Annotated in this window: 11 protein-coding genes and 1 pseudogene; 6 read left to right on the top strand and 6 right to left on the bottom strand. The window is 69.2% G+C overall.

Translation table 11 applies throughout. The features are described from left to right. Together fsxC and fxsT are read left to right on the top strand one after the other, a co-directional pair. Window positions 1-1227, top strand: coding sequence for an FxsC protein (gene fsxC / locus QFZ67_RS35215; protein ID WP_307665089.1), 1227 nt, complete (start codon window positions 1-3; stop codon window positions 1225-1227). Continuing rightward, window positions 1224-5207: an FxSxx-COOH system tetratricopeptide repeat protein gene (gene fxsT, locus QFZ67_RS35220; RefSeq protein ID WP_307665090.1), complete on the top strand. Its 3984-nt coding sequence runs from the start codon at window positions 1224-1226 to the stop codon at window positions 5205-5207. The genes fsxC and fxsT overlap by 4 nt, the downstream gene beginning before the upstream one ends. A 9-nt stretch (window positions 5208-5216) precedes the next feature. Here the strand turns inward: fxsT and QFZ67_RS35225 are convergent, their stop codons facing one another. The 5 genes and pseudogenes from QFZ67_RS35225 to QFZ67_RS35245 form a co-directional block, all read right to left on the bottom strand. Next, window positions 5217-6128 (bottom strand): alpha/beta fold hydrolase, encoded by a 912-nt coding sequence (locus QFZ67_RS35225; RefSeq protein WP_307665091.1) that lies wholly within the window; start codon window positions 6126-6128, stop codon window positions 5217-5219. 291 nt (window positions 6129-6419) lie between these two features. Next, the gene (locus QFZ67_RS35230; protein WP_307665092.1) at window positions 6420-6815 is read right to left on the bottom strand and encodes a hypothetical protein; all 396 of its coding nucleotides are present in this window, start codon (window positions 6813-6815) and stop codon (window positions 6420-6422) included. A 339-nt stretch (window positions 6816-7154) separates the two neighbouring features. Continuing rightward, window positions 7155-8079: pseudogene (locus QFZ67_RS35235) on the bottom strand (MurR/RpiR family transcriptional regulator). Between the two features lie 49 nt (window positions 8080-8128). Further along, complete coding sequence (locus QFZ67_RS35240; protein WP_307665093.1) at window positions 8129-9964, bottom strand: glycoside hydrolase family 15 protein; 1836 nt, start codon at window positions 9962-9964, stop codon at window positions 8129-8131. A 241-nt stretch (window positions 9965-10205) separates the two neighbouring features. Further along, a complete protein-coding gene (locus QFZ67_RS35245) occupies window positions 10206-11243 on the bottom strand; it encodes an SDR family oxidoreductase (RefSeq protein WP_307666085.1) in 1038 nt (345 codons plus the stop codon). A 165-nt stretch (window positions 11244-11408) separates the two neighbouring features. Here QFZ67_RS35245 and QFZ67_RS35250 point away from each other — a divergent pair, with 165 nt between their 5' ends. The 4 genes from QFZ67_RS35250 (at window position 11409) to QFZ67_RS35265 (ending at window position 14828) form a co-directional block, all read left to right on the top strand. Then, entirely contained in the window at window positions 11409-12593 is a 1185-nt protein-coding gene (locus tag QFZ67_RS35250) for a zinc-dependent alcohol dehydrogenase (RefSeq protein WP_307665095.1), read from the top strand. A 23-nt stretch (window positions 12594-12616) separates the two neighbouring features. Then, entirely contained in the window at window positions 12617-13288 is a 672-nt protein-coding gene (locus QFZ67_RS35255; protein ID WP_307665096.1) for an HAD family hydrolase, read from the top strand. 63 nt (window positions 13289-13351) lie between these two features. Then, window positions 13352-14164: an SDR family oxidoreductase gene (locus QFZ67_RS35260; RefSeq protein ID WP_307665097.1), complete on the top strand. Its 813-nt coding sequence runs from the start codon at window positions 13352-13354 to the stop codon at window positions 14162-14164. Between the two features lie 10 nt (window positions 14165-14174). Next, window positions 14175-14828 carry a phosphoribosyltransferase gene (locus QFZ67_RS35265; RefSeq protein ID WP_307665098.1) on the top strand — a complete coding sequence of 218 codons (654 nt, stop codon included), beginning with the start codon at window positions 14175-14177 and terminating at the stop codon, window positions 14826-14828. A 184-nt stretch (window positions 14829-15012) separates the two neighbouring features. Here QFZ67_RS35265 and QFZ67_RS35270 read toward each other — a convergent pair whose 3' ends face one another. Further along, window positions 15013-15432, bottom strand: a complete 420-nt coding sequence (locus QFZ67_RS35270; protein WP_307665099.1) for a DoxX family protein — start codon at window positions 15430-15432, stop codon at window positions 15013-15015. Between the last annotated feature and the right edge of the window lie 23 nt (window positions 15433-15455).

Genomic DNA, 15455 nt, shown 5'->3' on the forward strand with positions numbered 1-15455 from the left:
ATGCCGCTCTTCTTCTTGAGTTACGCACGGATCCCGGGGGACCGGCGCACCGGGCACGACCCCGACAGGCTTGTCTTCGACTTCTACGAGAAGCTGCGGGACAGAGTCGCGGCGCACGCCGGGGTGCCGAAGGCGAAGGCCGGTTTCGTCGAGCAGCCAGGCACCCCGGGGGAAGAGTCCGTACGGGCGCTGACCGGCTGTCGGGTGTTCGTCCCGCTGTACTCGAAGCGGTACTTCACCGACTCGCTGTGCGGCCGTCAGTGGACCGCTGTCACGAACCGGACCGCGCCGGGGACCGCTCCCCGGATCGTGCCCGTGCTGTGGACGCCCTATCCGGCCGCCTCGGTGCCGACGGCGGTCCAGGACACCCCCGCGGTCCCGGAAGGAACAGGCGACGCGGAGGAGGCCTACGCGGCCATGGGGCTTCACCAGTTGCTGGACCTGGAGGAGGGCCGGGCCCTCCAGGTCACCGAGTGGCTCGCGCAGCGCATCGCCACCGCCGCGGCGCCCGGCACCTGGGCGCCGGGCCCCCTCGATCCGGCCGGACTGGCCCGGCTGCCGGACGCGTTCGCGGCGACGCCGCCCAGCCCACCGCTGCGGATCACCGTGCTGGCCCCGTCCGAGGAGCGGCTGCCGCTCGGCCGTGAGGCCGCGCGCTACGGCCCGCGTCCGCTCGACTGGCGGCCGTACGGCCCGGTGGCGGGCGGTCCGGTCGCTGAGCAGGTCACGGAGCTGGCCCGCAATCTGGGCTTCGACCCCGAGGTGGTGTCGTTCGACAAGACCCTCGTGGAACTGCGGAGCACGGACACACCGGCCGCGCCCTGGATCCTCGTTGTGGACCCCTGGGCGCTGCACGATGCCAAGATCGCCCGCCAGGCCCGTGCGTTCGACGAGGCCCACCGGCCGTGGACAGCCGTGCTGACCGCACTCGCGGACGACGACCCGCAGACCAAGGAACATTCCGAACGGCTACGCGGACTTCTGGAATCCGCTTTCCCCCGCTATTTGAGGGAGGGAAGAATGGGACAGCAGTTCGCTGTGCGAGGCCTTGTCACGGCCGACGCATTTGCCTTGTGGTTCGGTGAGTTGGCGGAGTCCGCCTACATGCGTTATCTGAGGTACATTCAGCCGCAATCGTCCCCGCGGAGCGCAACGGCGGGGAGACTGCCGGGGGTCGGTGCCGACGGACTCGGCACCGACGAGGGCGGCGCGGAGGCCAGGCCATGACCGGCGAGGACGCGGGCAGGATCATCACGTTCTACTCGTACAAGGGCGGTACGGGACGGACGATGGCACTCGCCAACACCGCCTGGATCCTCGCGTCGTCCGGGAAACGGGTGCTGGTGGTCGACTGGGACCTCGACGCCCCTGGCCTCGACCGTTTCCTGCATCCCTTCCTCGACCAGGACAAGCTCCTCACCACACCCGGTGTGCTCGACCTCGTCAGCCGTTTCAGTCAGGCGCTGCTGGAGCAGCAGCGGCTCGCCGAGGTGCAGTACCCGGGCTGGGACACCCACGAGCGGGGCACGGTCGTCGACGAGGCATGGGTCGCCGAACGTGCCCGCTTCAACCACTGTGTCATTCCGGTCATTTGGGCATTCCCCGAGAACGGCAGGCTCGATTACCTCCCGGCCGGCACCAAGAACAAGGGCTATCTGAGCGCTTTCTCGCAGTTCGACTGGAAGCCGTTCATGGACGGCCCGCTGGCGACGGAATTCATCGAGTCCCTCAAGTGTGAGTTCGTCCAGAACTACGACTACGTTCTCATCGACAGCCGGACCGGCCTGAGCGATATCTCCGACATCTGCACCGTCAATCTGCCGCACACGCTGGTCACCTGCTTCACCCCCAGCAGCCAGAGCATCGACGGAGCGGCCGCGGTCGCCGAGCGCATCGACGCGATGTACAGCTTCCGGAGCATCCGCATCCTGCCCGTACCGATGCGGGTCGAGGACACCAACGGCCAGGCCGACCGGCTCGACGCCGCCCGTGGCCAGATCCGGCTGCGATTCGGCAGGATCCTCGGCCGGCACAGCACCATCGCCCCGCACGACTACTGGGGCAAGGTCGAGATCCCCTACCGGCCCTCGTACTCGTACGAGGAACTGCTGGCCCCCTTCCGCGACACCCCCGGCAATCCCTCCTCGCTGCTCGCCGCCTACGAACGGCTCACCGCGGTCGTCTCCGACGGCGAGGTGACCTCGATGCCGCGTATGGAGGAGGGGCTGCGCCAGCGCTATCTCGACCAGTACACCCGCCGCCGGCCCCTCGACGTGTCCGACGTGTACATCAGCTACGTCCCGCAGGACCGCACCTGGGCCGACTGGATCCGTGCCGTGCTCGAAGCCGCCGAATTCCGGGTGCACTTGGCCCAGGAGGGCACCGACGAGGGCGCCCGGCTCAAGACCGAGACCGAACGCGGCGTGGAGTCCACCTCCCACACTCTCGCCGTGCTGTCCGGCGCCTATCTCCGCTCCTCCCGCTTCAGGACGACATGGGAGACGGTCTTCTCGCCGGACAAGCTCGGCAACCGCCGGCACCTGGTGCCCGTACGGATCGAGGATGTGCCGGTGAGCGCACCCTTCACCGAGCGACTCGCCGACCTCACCCGCTGCGACACCGAGGAGGCCGCCAGGGAGATCCTGCTGCGGGCCTTCGACGCAGCTCCCCTGCCGCAGCCCCGCGCCCACTTCACCGGCCCGGACCGGCTGGCTCCGCGCTATCCGGGCGCCGAGCCGCCCGTCTGGTCGGTTCCGTTGCGCACAACCTCCTTCACCGGCCGCACCGAACTCCTTGAGACCATCAGAGAGCGGCTGCGGACAGGGAATCAAGCCATCCTCCTCAGAGGCATGGGCGGAGTCGGAAAGACGCTCCTCGCGCAGGAATTCGCACACCGTTACAAGGGTGACTACGACGTCGTGTGGCACATTCAGGCCGAGCAGCCCAACCTCGCCGTCGAGCAGTACGCGGCGATGGCCCGGTCGCTCCGCCTGCCTGAGCGGAAGAATCTCACCGAGACGGCGCGAGCGGTACGGGAAGCCCTCGACCTGGGGGAGCCGTACCACCGTTGGCTGCTGATCCTCGACAACGCGGACGAGGCGGGGAACCTGCCCGACATCCTCAAGAGCGGGCGTTCGGGACACGTCCTGATCACCAGCCAGCGCTCCGAAGGCTGGGGCCGCTACGCCGAGACCGTCGAGATCGGCGTCTTCAGCCGCCCCGAGAGCGTCAGCCACCTGCGCCGCAGGCTCCCGGACTGGGGCCCGGAGGAGGCCAACCTGGTCGCCGAAGCCCTGGGCGACCTGCCCATCGCCGTCGAGCAGGCCGCGGCCGGCATCAAGCAGACCGGCCTGAGCGCCCGCGAGTACATCAGGCTGCTCCAGGTGCCGACGGCCGGCGCCGAAGACCGCGGCCACGGAGACCAGATCGCCGATCTCACCAACGCGACCGGCGGCACCTGGGACTTCGCCATCGGGCGACTGAGGGAGAACTACCCACCCGCGGTACGGCTGCTCCAACTGTGCTCGTATTTCAGCCCCGAGCCCATCTCCATGGACCTGCTGGAAGGCGTCGAGATCGCCCGGACCCTGGGCGGCAGCCGGACTGTGTCCCGCGCCTACCAGGAGCTGAGCCGTTTCGCCCTCATCCGCGTCGACCGCAAGGCCAGAAGCGTCCAGGTACACCGGCTGGTCCAGCTCTCCATGCGTAACAGCATGACCGAACAGGAGCAGCGGGAAGCACGTGAAACGGTCTACCGCGCGCTGGTCGCGGCCCGGCCGGGGAAGGACGACCCGGAGGACCCCAACACCTGGGACCAGTACCGGATCCTCTGGCCGCACCTGGGCACGCCCTGGGCAATGACCACGCCCGACGACGGTGTCCGAGAGCTTCTCGTCGACCGGGTCCGCCAGCTGCGCCGCCGCGGGGAATTCGCACAGGCCATGGAGCGCTGCCAGAAGTGCGTGGCCAAGTGGAGCGCGGCGGGAGACACCGACGAGCGCTGGATGCTGCACATGAAGTTCCAGATCGGCAACATCCTGCGGGCACAGGGCAAGTACGACGAGTCGCTGGCCCTGGACGAGGAAGTTCTGGAGCGGCAGCTCGCCGTCCTCGGCGACAAGGACGACCAGCACGTCCTCATGACGACCAGTAGCATCGCCGCCGATCTGCGTGGTCTCGGCCGCTTCGACGAAGCGCTGGCGTACGACCGGGAGACCCATCAGAGATACAGCGCCGTCTACGGCGATGACCACCCGCGCACGCTGACCGCGGCCAACAACCTCGCGGTCTCCCTGTCGGTTTCCGGCGACTACTACGCGGCACGCGATCTGGACCGCAAGACCTTCGAGACCCGTGAGGAGATCCTCCTCCCCGACCATCCCCTGACCATCGAGTCGGCCGTCAACCTGGGGCGTGATCTGCGGGAGTGCGGCGACTATGCGGGCTCCGTCAGCCTGCTCAAGCAGGCTCATGACCGCTGCCTGCGCAACCTCGAACTCACCGAGGGCGCGCCGACCGTCCTCAACACGGTCAAGGGGCTGGCCGGTTCGCTGCGCCGTGCGGGACGGCCGGGCGAGGCGGAGCAGCTCACCCGCAACGTCCTGAAGTACACGCCGGATGGCGAGGGCGGCGATTCCCCGGAGCGGCTGCTGCTGAAGATGAACCTGGCGAGCGATTTCATGGCGCTGGACCGGACGGCCGAGGCCCTGGAGCTGGGGCGCGCGGTGCTGGACGACCTCCGGCGCAGCCTCGGCGAGGACCACCCGCACACCGTCGCCTGCTCAGCGAATTACGCGGTGCACCTGCTGGGCGCCGGTATGGCCGCCGAAGCCCAGGCTCTCGCGGAGCAGGCGGTGGCCGCGTTCGCCGAACTCCTCGGGGAGAACCACCCGCACGTGCTCGTCTGCCGGGTCAACCTCGCCAACGCGCAGGCGGAGCAAGGGAGTCGCAAGGAGGCCCGCAGGACGTACGAAGCGGTCTTCGACCAGCTGCGAGAAGTCCTGCAGTCCAGCCACCCCGCCGGGCTGGTGTGCGCGGGCAACCTCGCCGTACTGCTGCGGGAACTCGGTGAGCAGAGTGCGGCCGAGGCGAGGCGCGACGAGGCCCTGGCCGAGATGATCAAACGGCTCGGCGCCGACCATCCGAAGACGGTGGCTCTTCGGTCTTGGCAGCGCAGTGGTCTGGAACTGGAGCCGCACCCGATCTGAGCGCAGCTGTCACACGGCGCTGTCGCGGACCCAGGCGAGGATCCGCGGCAGCGCCGGCAGCGCCGCGAAGTGGGCGGCCGAGGGCTGCAGTACGGCGGTCGCTCCGGGAATCCGGTCCGCCAGCCAGCGGAAGTGGCTGACGGGGGAGAAGACGTCCTGCTCGCCGTGCCAGAGCAGGACCGGTACACCTTCGATGTCCTCGGGTCCGAAGCCCCACGGCTCGCGGAAGGACACAAGATCGTCCACCCAGCCCGCCGGCTCCGGAGGATCCTCCAGCTCCGCTTCTCGTCCGGTCAACTCGCCGACGGCGGAAAGGTAGTTGAGCAGAAGCAGGTCACGGATCCCGGCATCCTCGACGACCAGACGGTCCACATCGGGCATCTCCCCCGTCAGAGAGCTGAGGAGGGAGGACGGGTTTCTTCGGATGGCGTCGGCGTTGCGCGCGAGAAGTGCGCCCACCTGGGTGAGATCCGGCGAGTGCTGGGCCATCATGCTGTACGTCATCACATTGGAATCGGCCATGCCGACCAGCCAGTCCAGGCCTTCGGCGTCCGGCGGCGCCACCGTGACCACCGCGGCGGCGCTCGCCACCCGGTCGGGGTTGAGTGCCGCACACGCCAGTGCGTGCGGCCCCCCGCCGGAGCGGCCCACCACCGAATACTGCTCGAGATCCAGCGCGTCGGCGATGGCAGCGACATCCTTCGCGCCGTGGGCGACTCTCCGGCCGGGGTGGCGGTCCGAATCCCCGTACCCCGGGCGGTCGTAGGCGATCAGGCGGATCCCGAGCTTGTGCAGGTCAAAGGTCCGGGGCCGGGGCCCGAGCCGACTGCCGGGCGTGCCGTGCAGCAGGATTACCGGGTACCCCTTGGGGTCCCCCCACTCCTCGTATGCCAGCTTCCCGTCGCGGTCGGGGGCTTGCACCAAACCTGACACCCGTTGCCTCCCGTTGCCAGCGGCTCACAGCCCGGAACGGCGCCCCCGCCCAGCATGGTGGACGGGGGCGCCGTTGGTAGCGCTCAAATCAGCCGATTTGCCTGACCCTGGGGCGTCGAAGAAGTACGATCCGCGCCCGGCAGGCCGTCGGCCGTAATGAAGGTAGCCGACCCGCGTGAGCCGCGCGCGGTGAACCCCCGTGGAGCCGCAGGTTGCCGGGGTGAGGCAGGGGAGTGGAGGTTGACGCGCTCATAGGCGTGTGACCGCCTGCGCCGAACGCTAGGCGTGAGACCGCCTGCGCTGGACATCCGTGCCCGCCAGGAGGGCATCGGTGATGAGCCGGACGCCGCGGGCCAGCCGGTTGAGCTGCTCCAGCTCGATGGCGTACAGCCTGATGGTGCTCTCGATGATCGCGTCGGACACTCCGAGGGTGGGCAGCTCCGCCCTGCTGGTCTGCAGCGCGACCCGCACGGCCCGGATCTCGTGCTGCAACTGGAGCTGCGCATGGCGGGCGAGAAGGATGTGGTGGCGGGTGAGCGTCGAGTAACCGGCGTAGCGGGCCGGCAGGAGGTCTCGCAGCCAGCGTGCCGCAGTGCGCTCCCAGTCGTGGCTGCCGGGGGCCTTGACCTGACAAGGCCAGTCCGGGCTGAGCGGTGTGTAGATCTGGGAGGACATCGTCGTCCCTTCCGGATGCGATGCGTGCGGGCTCTGAGGGTGGAGCTTTTTGGCGGCCCCGGCCCAGGGGTTGACCGGGGCCGCCACGGGTGTCCGCGGGAAGCGGAGCGCCCGGGTGGAACACCATGGGGCGACGTGAGGAGGGAGCGTCGTCCCTGGGTGTTCGGTCATGTGGCCTGCGGAATTTCCTTCGGGAAGGGCTGAGACTGGCTCGCGACTTCGGGGCACACCGGCGGTCACCAGGTGCAGTAAATATATATACCGTTGAGTAAGCAAGGGTATGAAAAATTTCATGCACGGGTTGTGATGCCGTGGCCGAACCGTTGCACGCGGTCCGCGTCAGTCCTCGAGGAAGAAGTTGTGCTGTTCCGCGGCCTGCTCATACCCCTCGAGCCGCACCTGCGTACGCCCCGGATCCGCGTCGGCCATGGCCTGCAGGACGGCTGCGGACAGCACACCCGGCGCCGAATACGAGTCGAAGACGAGCCGGGATCCGGTGCCCGCGGTGAGCGCCACATCGGCTTCGTCCACCAGCGGCCCGAGCGTCAGGTCGGTGATCAGCGCGACGCGCAGCCCCGTCCTGCGGGCGGCCCGCATCGCAGCCAGGGTCTCATTCGCGTGCCTCGGCATCGCGAAGGCGAGCACCCATGTCCCGCCCGCCTCCCGCGACTGGAGCAGCGCGTCGTAGGCGACGCTCCCCCCGCGGGTCACCAGGCGCACATCGGGGTGGATCCGCCTCGCCGCGTAGGCGAAGTACTCCGCCAGGGACACCGAGATCCGCAGGCCCAGAATCGTCAGCGGCGTCGACCGGGCAAGTTCGCGGCCGACGCCGAGGATCTGGTTGGGGTCGGCGAGCAGGCGCCGCAGGCTCTCCAGGTTCTCGATCTCGGCGTCGACGGCGGCCTGCAGCTCATTGCGGCGGATCTCTTCGCGCGTGTCCGGGTGACGGGCGACCGCGCTGGAGCGCGATGGGCTGGAGCGCCTCGCGGAGCGCGGGGAACCCGCTGAAACCCAAGGACGAGGCGAAGCGGGTCACCGACGGCTGGCTCACACCCACGCGCTCCGCGAGCTCCGTGATCGACAGGAACGCCGCTTCGGTGAGGTGGTCGACCAGGTACTGGGCGATGCGCCGCTGGGCGGGCGACAGCCGGTGGCCGCCGAACAGTGCGAGGACCCTGTCCGTGGGGGCCGCCTCGGTGTCCGGAGACTGCTGTCCCGGCGTGATCGCAGCCGCCTGCGCTCGTGCCTGCTGCCCTGATGGCACCGGTGTGCCTCCTTCTCGTCCCACTCGTGAAACATAGCTCACGAGTCGGCTACGGCTCCCGGGCTTCGGCCTTGTCGAGTGCGTCGTCCAGCGCCATCGCCGCCGTGATGAGCGAAAGGTGGGTGAACGCCTGGGGGAAGTTGCCCAGTTGCTCTCCCGTCGGGCCGATCTCCTCGGCGAAGAGGCCCACATGGTTGGCGTAGGTGACCATTTTCTCGAAGGCGTAGCGGGCCTCGTCGACCCGGCCCGCACGGGCGAGCGCATGTACGTAGTGGAAGGTGCACAGGGTGAACGTGCCCTCGGAGCCCCGCAGCCCGTCGGGGGACGCGGACGGGTCGTAGCGGTAGACGAGGCTGTCGGAGACCAGCTCGCGGTCCATGGCTTCGAGAGTGGCGAGCCAGCGCGGATCCTTCGGCGCGACGAACCCGACGTGGGGCATGAGCAGCAGCGAGGCGTCCAGGACGTCGGCGTCGTAGTGCTGGACGAATGCCCGGCGCTTCTCGCTCCAGCCGCGCTCCATCACCTGGAGGAAGATCGCGTCGCGGGTGGCGGTCCAGCGCTCCAGGTCGGCGGGGCGCGCGTACTCCCGGGCCAGACGGACGCCGCGGTCGAAGGCCACCCAGGACATCAGCCGGCTGTAGGTGAAGTCCTTGCGGCCGCCGCGGGTCTCCCAGATGCCCTCGTCGGGCTGGTCCCAGTTGTCTGCCAGCCAGTCCAGGACGCGGGCGATGGCCTGCCAGCCCTCGAAGCCGCCGGTTTCCGCGATGCCGCCGGACTGCATCAGGGCGAATGCCGCCTCGCCGTAGATGTCGAGCTGGAGCTGATCGGCCGCGCCGTTCCCGATGCGCACGGGGGAGGATTTGAGGTAGCCCTCCAGATGGTCGAGGACCTCCTCGCCGAGGTGTGGGTCCCCGTCCACCCGGTACATGATCTGCAGCGGCTCGCCGGAGCCGGTCGCGCCCGCGGCCAGCCGCCCGCCGAGCCAGAGGCGGAAGGCGTCCGCCTCCTCGGTGAAACCCAGGTCGATCAGCGCCCCTACGGACAGCGAGGCGTCCCGGATCCACGTGTAGCGGTAGTCCCAGTTTCGCTCGCCCCCGACCTGCTCGGGCAGTCCGGCGGTGGCGGCGGCGACCGGGGCACCCGTGGGGGCGTAGGTGAGCAGCTTGAGCGTGATGGCTGAGCGGTTCACGGTCTGCCGCCAGCGGCCGCGGTACCGGGAGGTACGCAGCCACCCGTGCCAGAACTGTACGGTCGACCGCCAGGTGGCCTCCGCCACTGCGCGGCCGAGCGGCTCGGGTGGCTCCCCGCCGCTGGCGCAGGTGGTCAGCACGACCGCGGCGGTCTCTCCCGCCTGGAGCGTGACGGTGCTCTGGACGTCGTTGCCGTTGTCGGTCCACAGCGGTGCGCTGCTCTGCAGGTGCAGGTCGATGCCGGGGCCGCTGAATAGGGCGCTGTCGCCCGCCTCGGTCAGCTTGAGCGCGTGCGTGGCGCGGCCGTAGTCGAAGCGAGGGCTGCACTCCACGGTGAAGCGCACGCTGCCGCGTACGACGCGCATCACCCGGAACATCCGGTGCCGGTCCGTCGCGGTTTCGGGGGTGTCCAGCGGCATGAAGTCCACGACCTCGCCCACCCCCTCGGCGGTGAGGAAGCGGGTGACGAGGACCGCGGTGTCGGGGAGGTACAACTGGGTGACGCGGGCGTCCGGGTGGTCGGCGGTGATCCTGAAGCTGCCGCCGCGCTCGTGGTCGAGAAGGGCGGCGAAGATGCTGGGCGAGTCGAATCGCGGGGCGCAGAACCAGTCGATCGCTCCGTCGGACGCCACCAGGGCGACGGTCTGCAGGTCCCCGATCATCCCGTGGTCTGCGATGGGCGGGTAGTGGCGCATTGCGGTTCTCCCTCGTCAGGAGCCGGTGGCTCCGCCTGCGTCAGTACGCCCTGGACAGCACCATCCTGCGATGGCCGGGGTGACCCCGCACGTCAATGCGTCCGAGGGTGTCGGCGGGTTCTCGTGCGGGCGGTTCTCCATATAATTAAAGATTGAACTAATGGTGGGAGGTGAGGAGGTCGCATCATGGCCGAGCCGGGTCTGCTCGACACCGGCGAACGAGCGACCTTTGAGATCCGGTTCAATGCGCCTTGTGGCCCACGAGCGGAGCCGTGGGTTCGCCACTGCCCTGGCGAACTCCACGCAGGAATTCCGCGATTGCCTCGAGCGACGTGTGTGACGGCTTCCAGCCCAGCTCGTCATGCGCACGAGAGGGGTCGAGGAGGGGCAGCCGCAGCACCGCGTCGAACAGGTGCGGTGACGCCGGGGCCACATGCAGCCCCCAGGCAGCGGCCAGCACGGCCCGTACCGCTTGCCGCGGTACGGGCACCACACGCGCGTCGAGGAGTTCGCCCAACGACCGCGCGTCGACCACTGGTCCGGCGGCCAGATTGAACGCTCCGCGCACATCGCGCAGCACAGCCCGGCGGTAGGCTTCCGCGGCGTCGTCGGTGTGCAGCGCCTGGAAGCGCAGGCCTTTCAAGTCCGGTACGTACGGCAGTAGTTCGGGTCGCAACAGCGGTCCGGGAAGGAAGCGGCCGGCGAAGATGCGGCGCTGTTCGCTCGCCGCGCCTTCCTTGAACAGGAAGCAGGGCCGCATCCGCACGACGCGGACCTCGGGATGGTCCCGCTCGTAGGTGTCCAGAACTCGTTCGAGGTAGGCCTTTTCGCGGCAGTACGCGGCGTCCGGCCAGCCATGGGTGGGCCACGACTCGTCGACGCCCCGGCCCTCCTTCGGCCCTGGTGAGTACGCGCCGACCGATGACGCGTGGATCAGCGCGGGCGCACCGGCGGACGCGACCGCGTTGAACACCTCGAGCGAGCCGAGGACGTTCGTCTCCCAGGTGACCACCGGGTCGTGGGTGGGCTGGAACCGCCAGGCGAGATGGATGACGGCGTCCGCCCCGGCGAAGTGCTGCCCGAGCAGAGGTGTGTCCTCCAGCCGGGCCAGATTCACGGTGGCCCATTCGGTCTTCGGGACACTCAGCTCGGGGATCCTGCGGGCGAGGCCCAGGACGGAGCCGACCTGCGGATGAGCCGCCAGGGCCCGCACCACGCTGGTGCCGACATTGCCGGTGGCCCCGGTGACCACCACCCGCAGTTCTGTGTTCGGGTTCATGGCGTACTCCGTGACCTTGATCCAGTGCTCGGAGCGTTCGGGTGTCCAGATCCGCAGGGATGAAACGGGGACCGGCACGTCGTCGTGCTGCCCAGCCCACGTGTAACGAGACGCCCGCGGGGGACCCGAAGTACGCCGGAACCATCACCGTGACAGGAGGACGGCATGCGCGCGCTGACATGGCAGGGAAAGCGGGACGTGCGGGTGGACACCGTGCCCGACCCTCACATCAAGGATCCGGGAGACATCATCGTGCGGGTCACATCCACCGGCATCTGCGGATCGGACCTGCATCTGTACGAGGTGATGGGCCCGTATCTGGACCCCGGAGACATCCTCGGGCACGAACCCATGGGCATCGTCGAGGAGGCAGGTCCGGAGGTGACCTCCCTCGCCCCCGGCGACCGGGTCGTCATCCCCTTCAATATTTCGTGCGGGCACTGCTTCATGTGCGAGCAGGGCCTGCAGTCGCAGTGCGAGACCACGCAGGTCCGCGAGCGGGGCACGGGGGCCGCGCTGTTCGGCTACAGCAAGCTGTACGGCCAGGTGCCGGGCGGGCAGGCCGAGTACATGAGGGTTCCCTTCGGGAACAGCCTTCCGATCAAGGTGCCGGACGGGCCTCCCGACGAGCGTTTCGTATATCTGTCCGACGTGCTGCCCACCGCGTGGCAGGCGGTCGAGTACGCCGACATCCCGCCCGGCGGGTCGGTCACCGTACTGGGCCTCGGACCGATCGGGGAGATGGCCGCCCGCGTCGCCCTGCACCGCGGCGCCCGCCTGGTCCTGGGCGTCGACCTGGTGCCGACCCGGCTGGCCAGGGCCGCACACCATGGGGTCACGACGATGGACCTGCGCAGGTACGGAAAGGGGCTCGGCGACGCCATCCGCGATCTGACCGACGGACGGGGGACCGACGCCGTGATCGACGCCGTCGGGATGGAGGCGCACGGCGCGCCCGTCGTGAAGGCCGCCCAGTGGATCACCGGCCTGCTTCCGGACGCCGTCGCCGAACGGGTCATGGAACACGCCGGTGTGGACCGCCTGAGCGCGCTCTACACGGCAATCGACGTCGTACGGCGCGGCGGCACGATTTCGCTGTCCGGCGTGTACGGCGGCGCGGCCGACCCGCTGCCGCTGCTGACCCTTTTCGACAAGCAGATCCAGCTCCGGATGGGCCAGGCCAACGTCAAGCGCTGGGTGGACGACATCCTGCCGCTGCTCGACGACAAGGACGTGCTCGGCGTGGAGGGCTTCGCGACGCACAGGATGCCGCTCGAGGACGGACCGAAGGCGTACGAGATGTTCCAGGAGAAGCGGGACGGCATGATCAAGACACTGCTGAAGCCATAGGGCGCACGGAGAGCGAGGACGACATGGCGCGCGCGGCACTGTTCGACGTCGACGGCACCCTCGTCGACACGAACCATCTGCATGTGACGACCTGGTGGGAGGCGTTCCGCCAGGCCGGGCACCGGGTATCGACCCACGCCATCCACCGGGCGATCGGCCTCGGCTCCGACCATCTGATCGCGCATCTGCTGGGCGACGGCAGGGACCGTGACCAGGACGCGCAGATCAGCGCCACGCACAAGGCTCTCTACGGCACGTACGCCGAGCGCCTGGCGCCGCTGGACGGGGCGCGCGACCTGCTGCACACCTTGGCGAACCGCGGCTGGCGGATCGTCCTCGCCACCTCCGCGGGAGGGCGTGAACTGGCCGCTCTGCGCCGCGCTGTCGACGCGGACGACGTCATCGAGGGCACGGCGAGCGCGGACGACGTCTCCGAGGGCAAACCGGCGCCCGATCCGGTGCAGCGCGCCCTGGAGCTTGCCGGAGCCTCTGCGGGTGAAGCGGTGTTCGTCGGCGACACGGTGTGGGACATGGAGGCGGCGGCGAACGCTGGCGTCCGCGCCGTAGCCCTGCTCTCGGGAGGAATCGCGCGCGCCGACCTGGAGGGCGCCGGAGCGGCAGCCGTCTACCGTGACCCCGCGGATCTGCTCTCGCACCTCGACAGCAGCCTGCTCGCCCAGCTGGAACGCACCTGACCCGCGCGGGCGGCGAGCCGGCCGGAGCACGTTTGCGTACGCCGTGACGGGTACCCGGGGTGCATGAACGAGACCAAGCCACTGGCCGTCGTCACAGGTGCATCGAGCGGCATCGGTTTCGAATTGGCCAAGCAATTCGCGGAGCACGGATTCGACCTCGTACTGACGGCGGAGGACGGCGAACTGCACCTCGCGGCGGACGAGGTCCGGGCGAGCGGAGCAGGCGTGGCGGTTGAGGCGGTCCACGCCGATCTGGCCACCCAGGGCGGCGTGGAGCAGCTGTACCGGGTCGTCTCGGCCACGGGCCGGCCGGTCGCGGCCGCCGCGCTCAACGCGGGTGTCGGCCAGGGCGGCGCGTTCGTCGAGACGGACCTCGCGGACGAGCTCCGCATCATCGACCTCAACATCACCTCGACCGTGCAGCTGGCGAAGCGTCTGCTGCCGGACATGGTCGCCCGGGGCGAGGGCAGACTGCTCTTCACCTCCTCCATAGCCTCGACCGTGCCGGGCTCCTACCAGGCCGTGTACAACGCCTCGAAGTCCTTCATCCAGTCGTTCGCGCAGGCCTTGCAGAACGAGCTCAAGGACACGGGTGTGACGATCACTTCACTCATGCCGGGGCCGACCGACACGGAGTTCTTCCACCGGGCAGGGATGGAGAACACAAAGGTCGGCCGGCAGCCGAAGGACGATCCCGAGCTGGTGGCGCGGCAGGGTTTCGAGGCGCTCATGGCCGGGAGGAAGAAGCTCGTCGCGGGTTCTGCCAGGACCAAGGTCCAGGGGCTCGCCAGCAGGGTGCTCCCTGACAGCGTGAAGGCGGTTGCGCACCGGAGGATGGCGGAACCGGGTTCACGCACCTCGGACGCCGGCCGTTAGGAGGGACGCCATGCGATTCGACAGTCGTCGGCACGCAGGCCAGGAGCTCGGCGTCAGGTTCCTGGACTGGGCGGCGGACGGTGACCTCACTGACGTCGTCGTGCTCGCTCTGCCTCGTGGCGGCGTGCCCGTCGCCGCGGAGGTCGCCCGGGCCCTGCACGTACCCATGGACGTCCTCGTGGTCCGCAAAATCGGTGCCCCGGGCGCACCGGAAGTCGGCATCGGGGCGATCGTCGGCGAGGATCCGCCCGTCTTCGACCGCCTGGCGCTGGAAGTCCTGGGCCTGGACGAGTCGGAGTTCGCGGCGGAGGTGGCCATGGAACGGCTCGAACTGCACCGTCGCGACGACCTCTACCGTGGCGGGCGGCCCGAACCTCAGGTGCAGGGCCGAAGCGTCATCCTGGTCGACGACGGCCTCGCCACGGGCATCACCGCACGCGCTGCGCTGCGCCATCTGCGCCGCCAGAACCCCGGACGGCTGGTGCTGGCCGTACCGGTCTGCGCTCCCCGCAGCGCCGTGGAACTGAAGGAGGAGGCCGACGACCTCATGTGCTTGCACCAGCCGAACAACTTCCACTCGGTGGGGCAGTGGTACGCGGACTTCGGCCAGGTCTCCGACCGAGAGGTGCTCGACACCCTGCGCAGCCTCTCCTCCACGGTCTGAGACCAGGTCCGAGGAGGCCACGCAAACACTCGGGAGGACTCATGGCCGACATCGACACCCTTGAACTCGACGCGCTCTGGGCGGAGTTCCACGTGTGGTGTCAACATGACCTCGCAGGAGCTGAGCGCCTGGCTGACGACGTACGACGCGGACCCGTTCAAACCTCCCACGTAGAAGGGGGGCGTCAGCTGATGTCGAAGAGCGGACCCGTGAGCGTGAGCCCGAGATCGTGGCCCGCGTACGCGAAGAAGGCCAGCAGCATCAGCGCCGCACCGGTCAGCGACAGGTCCTTGAAGAAGGAGGCCATCTCCACCGTCTTGGCCTGTTCGTCGGTCTCTTTCCAGAAGGGGTGCATCAGGAGCGCCGTCGGGACGAGGAAGACGACCAGCAGCAGCGCGCCCAGGTCCGCCCAGACCCCGAACACCACCATCAGCCCGCCGGCCAGGAGAAGGACTCCGCTGGCCGCGGTCGCCGGCACGGGGGCGGGGACGCCACGCGAGGCGGCGTAACCAGCCATGGCCTTCGTCTTGGTGAGGTGGCCCACCGCCGAGTTGAGGAACAGGACGCAGAAGAGAATGCGACCGATGAGCACGAGGACATCCACTGTTGCCTCCAGGCTCGCGCGCA

Origin of the sequence: Streptomyces sp. V1I1 (assembly GCF_030817355.1) — a bacterium.
Classification (GTDB): Bacteria; Actinomycetota; Actinomycetes; order Streptomycetales; family Streptomycetaceae; genus Streptomyces.

Coding starts and splice junctions, on each gene's coding strand:
- QFZ67_RS35250 (WP_307665095.1), top strand. CDS start 11,409: ATGCGCGCGCTGACATGGCAGGGAAAGCGGGACGTGCGGGTGGACACC.
- QFZ67_RS35265 (WP_307665098.1), top strand. CDS start 14,175: ATGCGATTCGACAGTCGTCGGCACGCAGGCCAGGAGCTCGGCGTCAGG.
- QFZ67_RS35245 (WP_307666085.1), bottom strand. CDS start 11,243: ATGAACCCGAACACAGAACTGCGGGTGGTGGTCACCGGGGCCACCGGC.
- fsxC (WP_307665089.1), top strand. CDS start 1: ATGCCGCTCTTCTTCTTGAGTTACGCACGGATCCCGGGGGACCGGCGC.
- QFZ67_RS35260 (WP_307665097.1), top strand. CDS start 13,352: ATGAACGAGACCAAGCCACTGGCCGTCGTCACAGGTGCATCGAGCGGC.
- QFZ67_RS35230 (WP_307665092.1), bottom strand. CDS start 6,815: ATGTCCTCCCAGATCTACACACCGCTCAGCCCGGACTGGCCTTGTCAG.
- QFZ67_RS35255 (WP_307665096.1), top strand. CDS start 12,617: ATGGCGCGCGCGGCACTGTTCGACGTCGACGGCACCCTCGTCGACACG.
- fxsT (WP_307665090.1), top strand. CDS start 1,224: ATGACCGGCGAGGACGCGGGCAGGATCATCACGTTCTACTCGTACAAG.
- QFZ67_RS35240 (WP_307665093.1), bottom strand. CDS start 9,964: ATGCGCCACTACCCGCCCATCGCAGACCACGGGATGATCGGGGACCTG.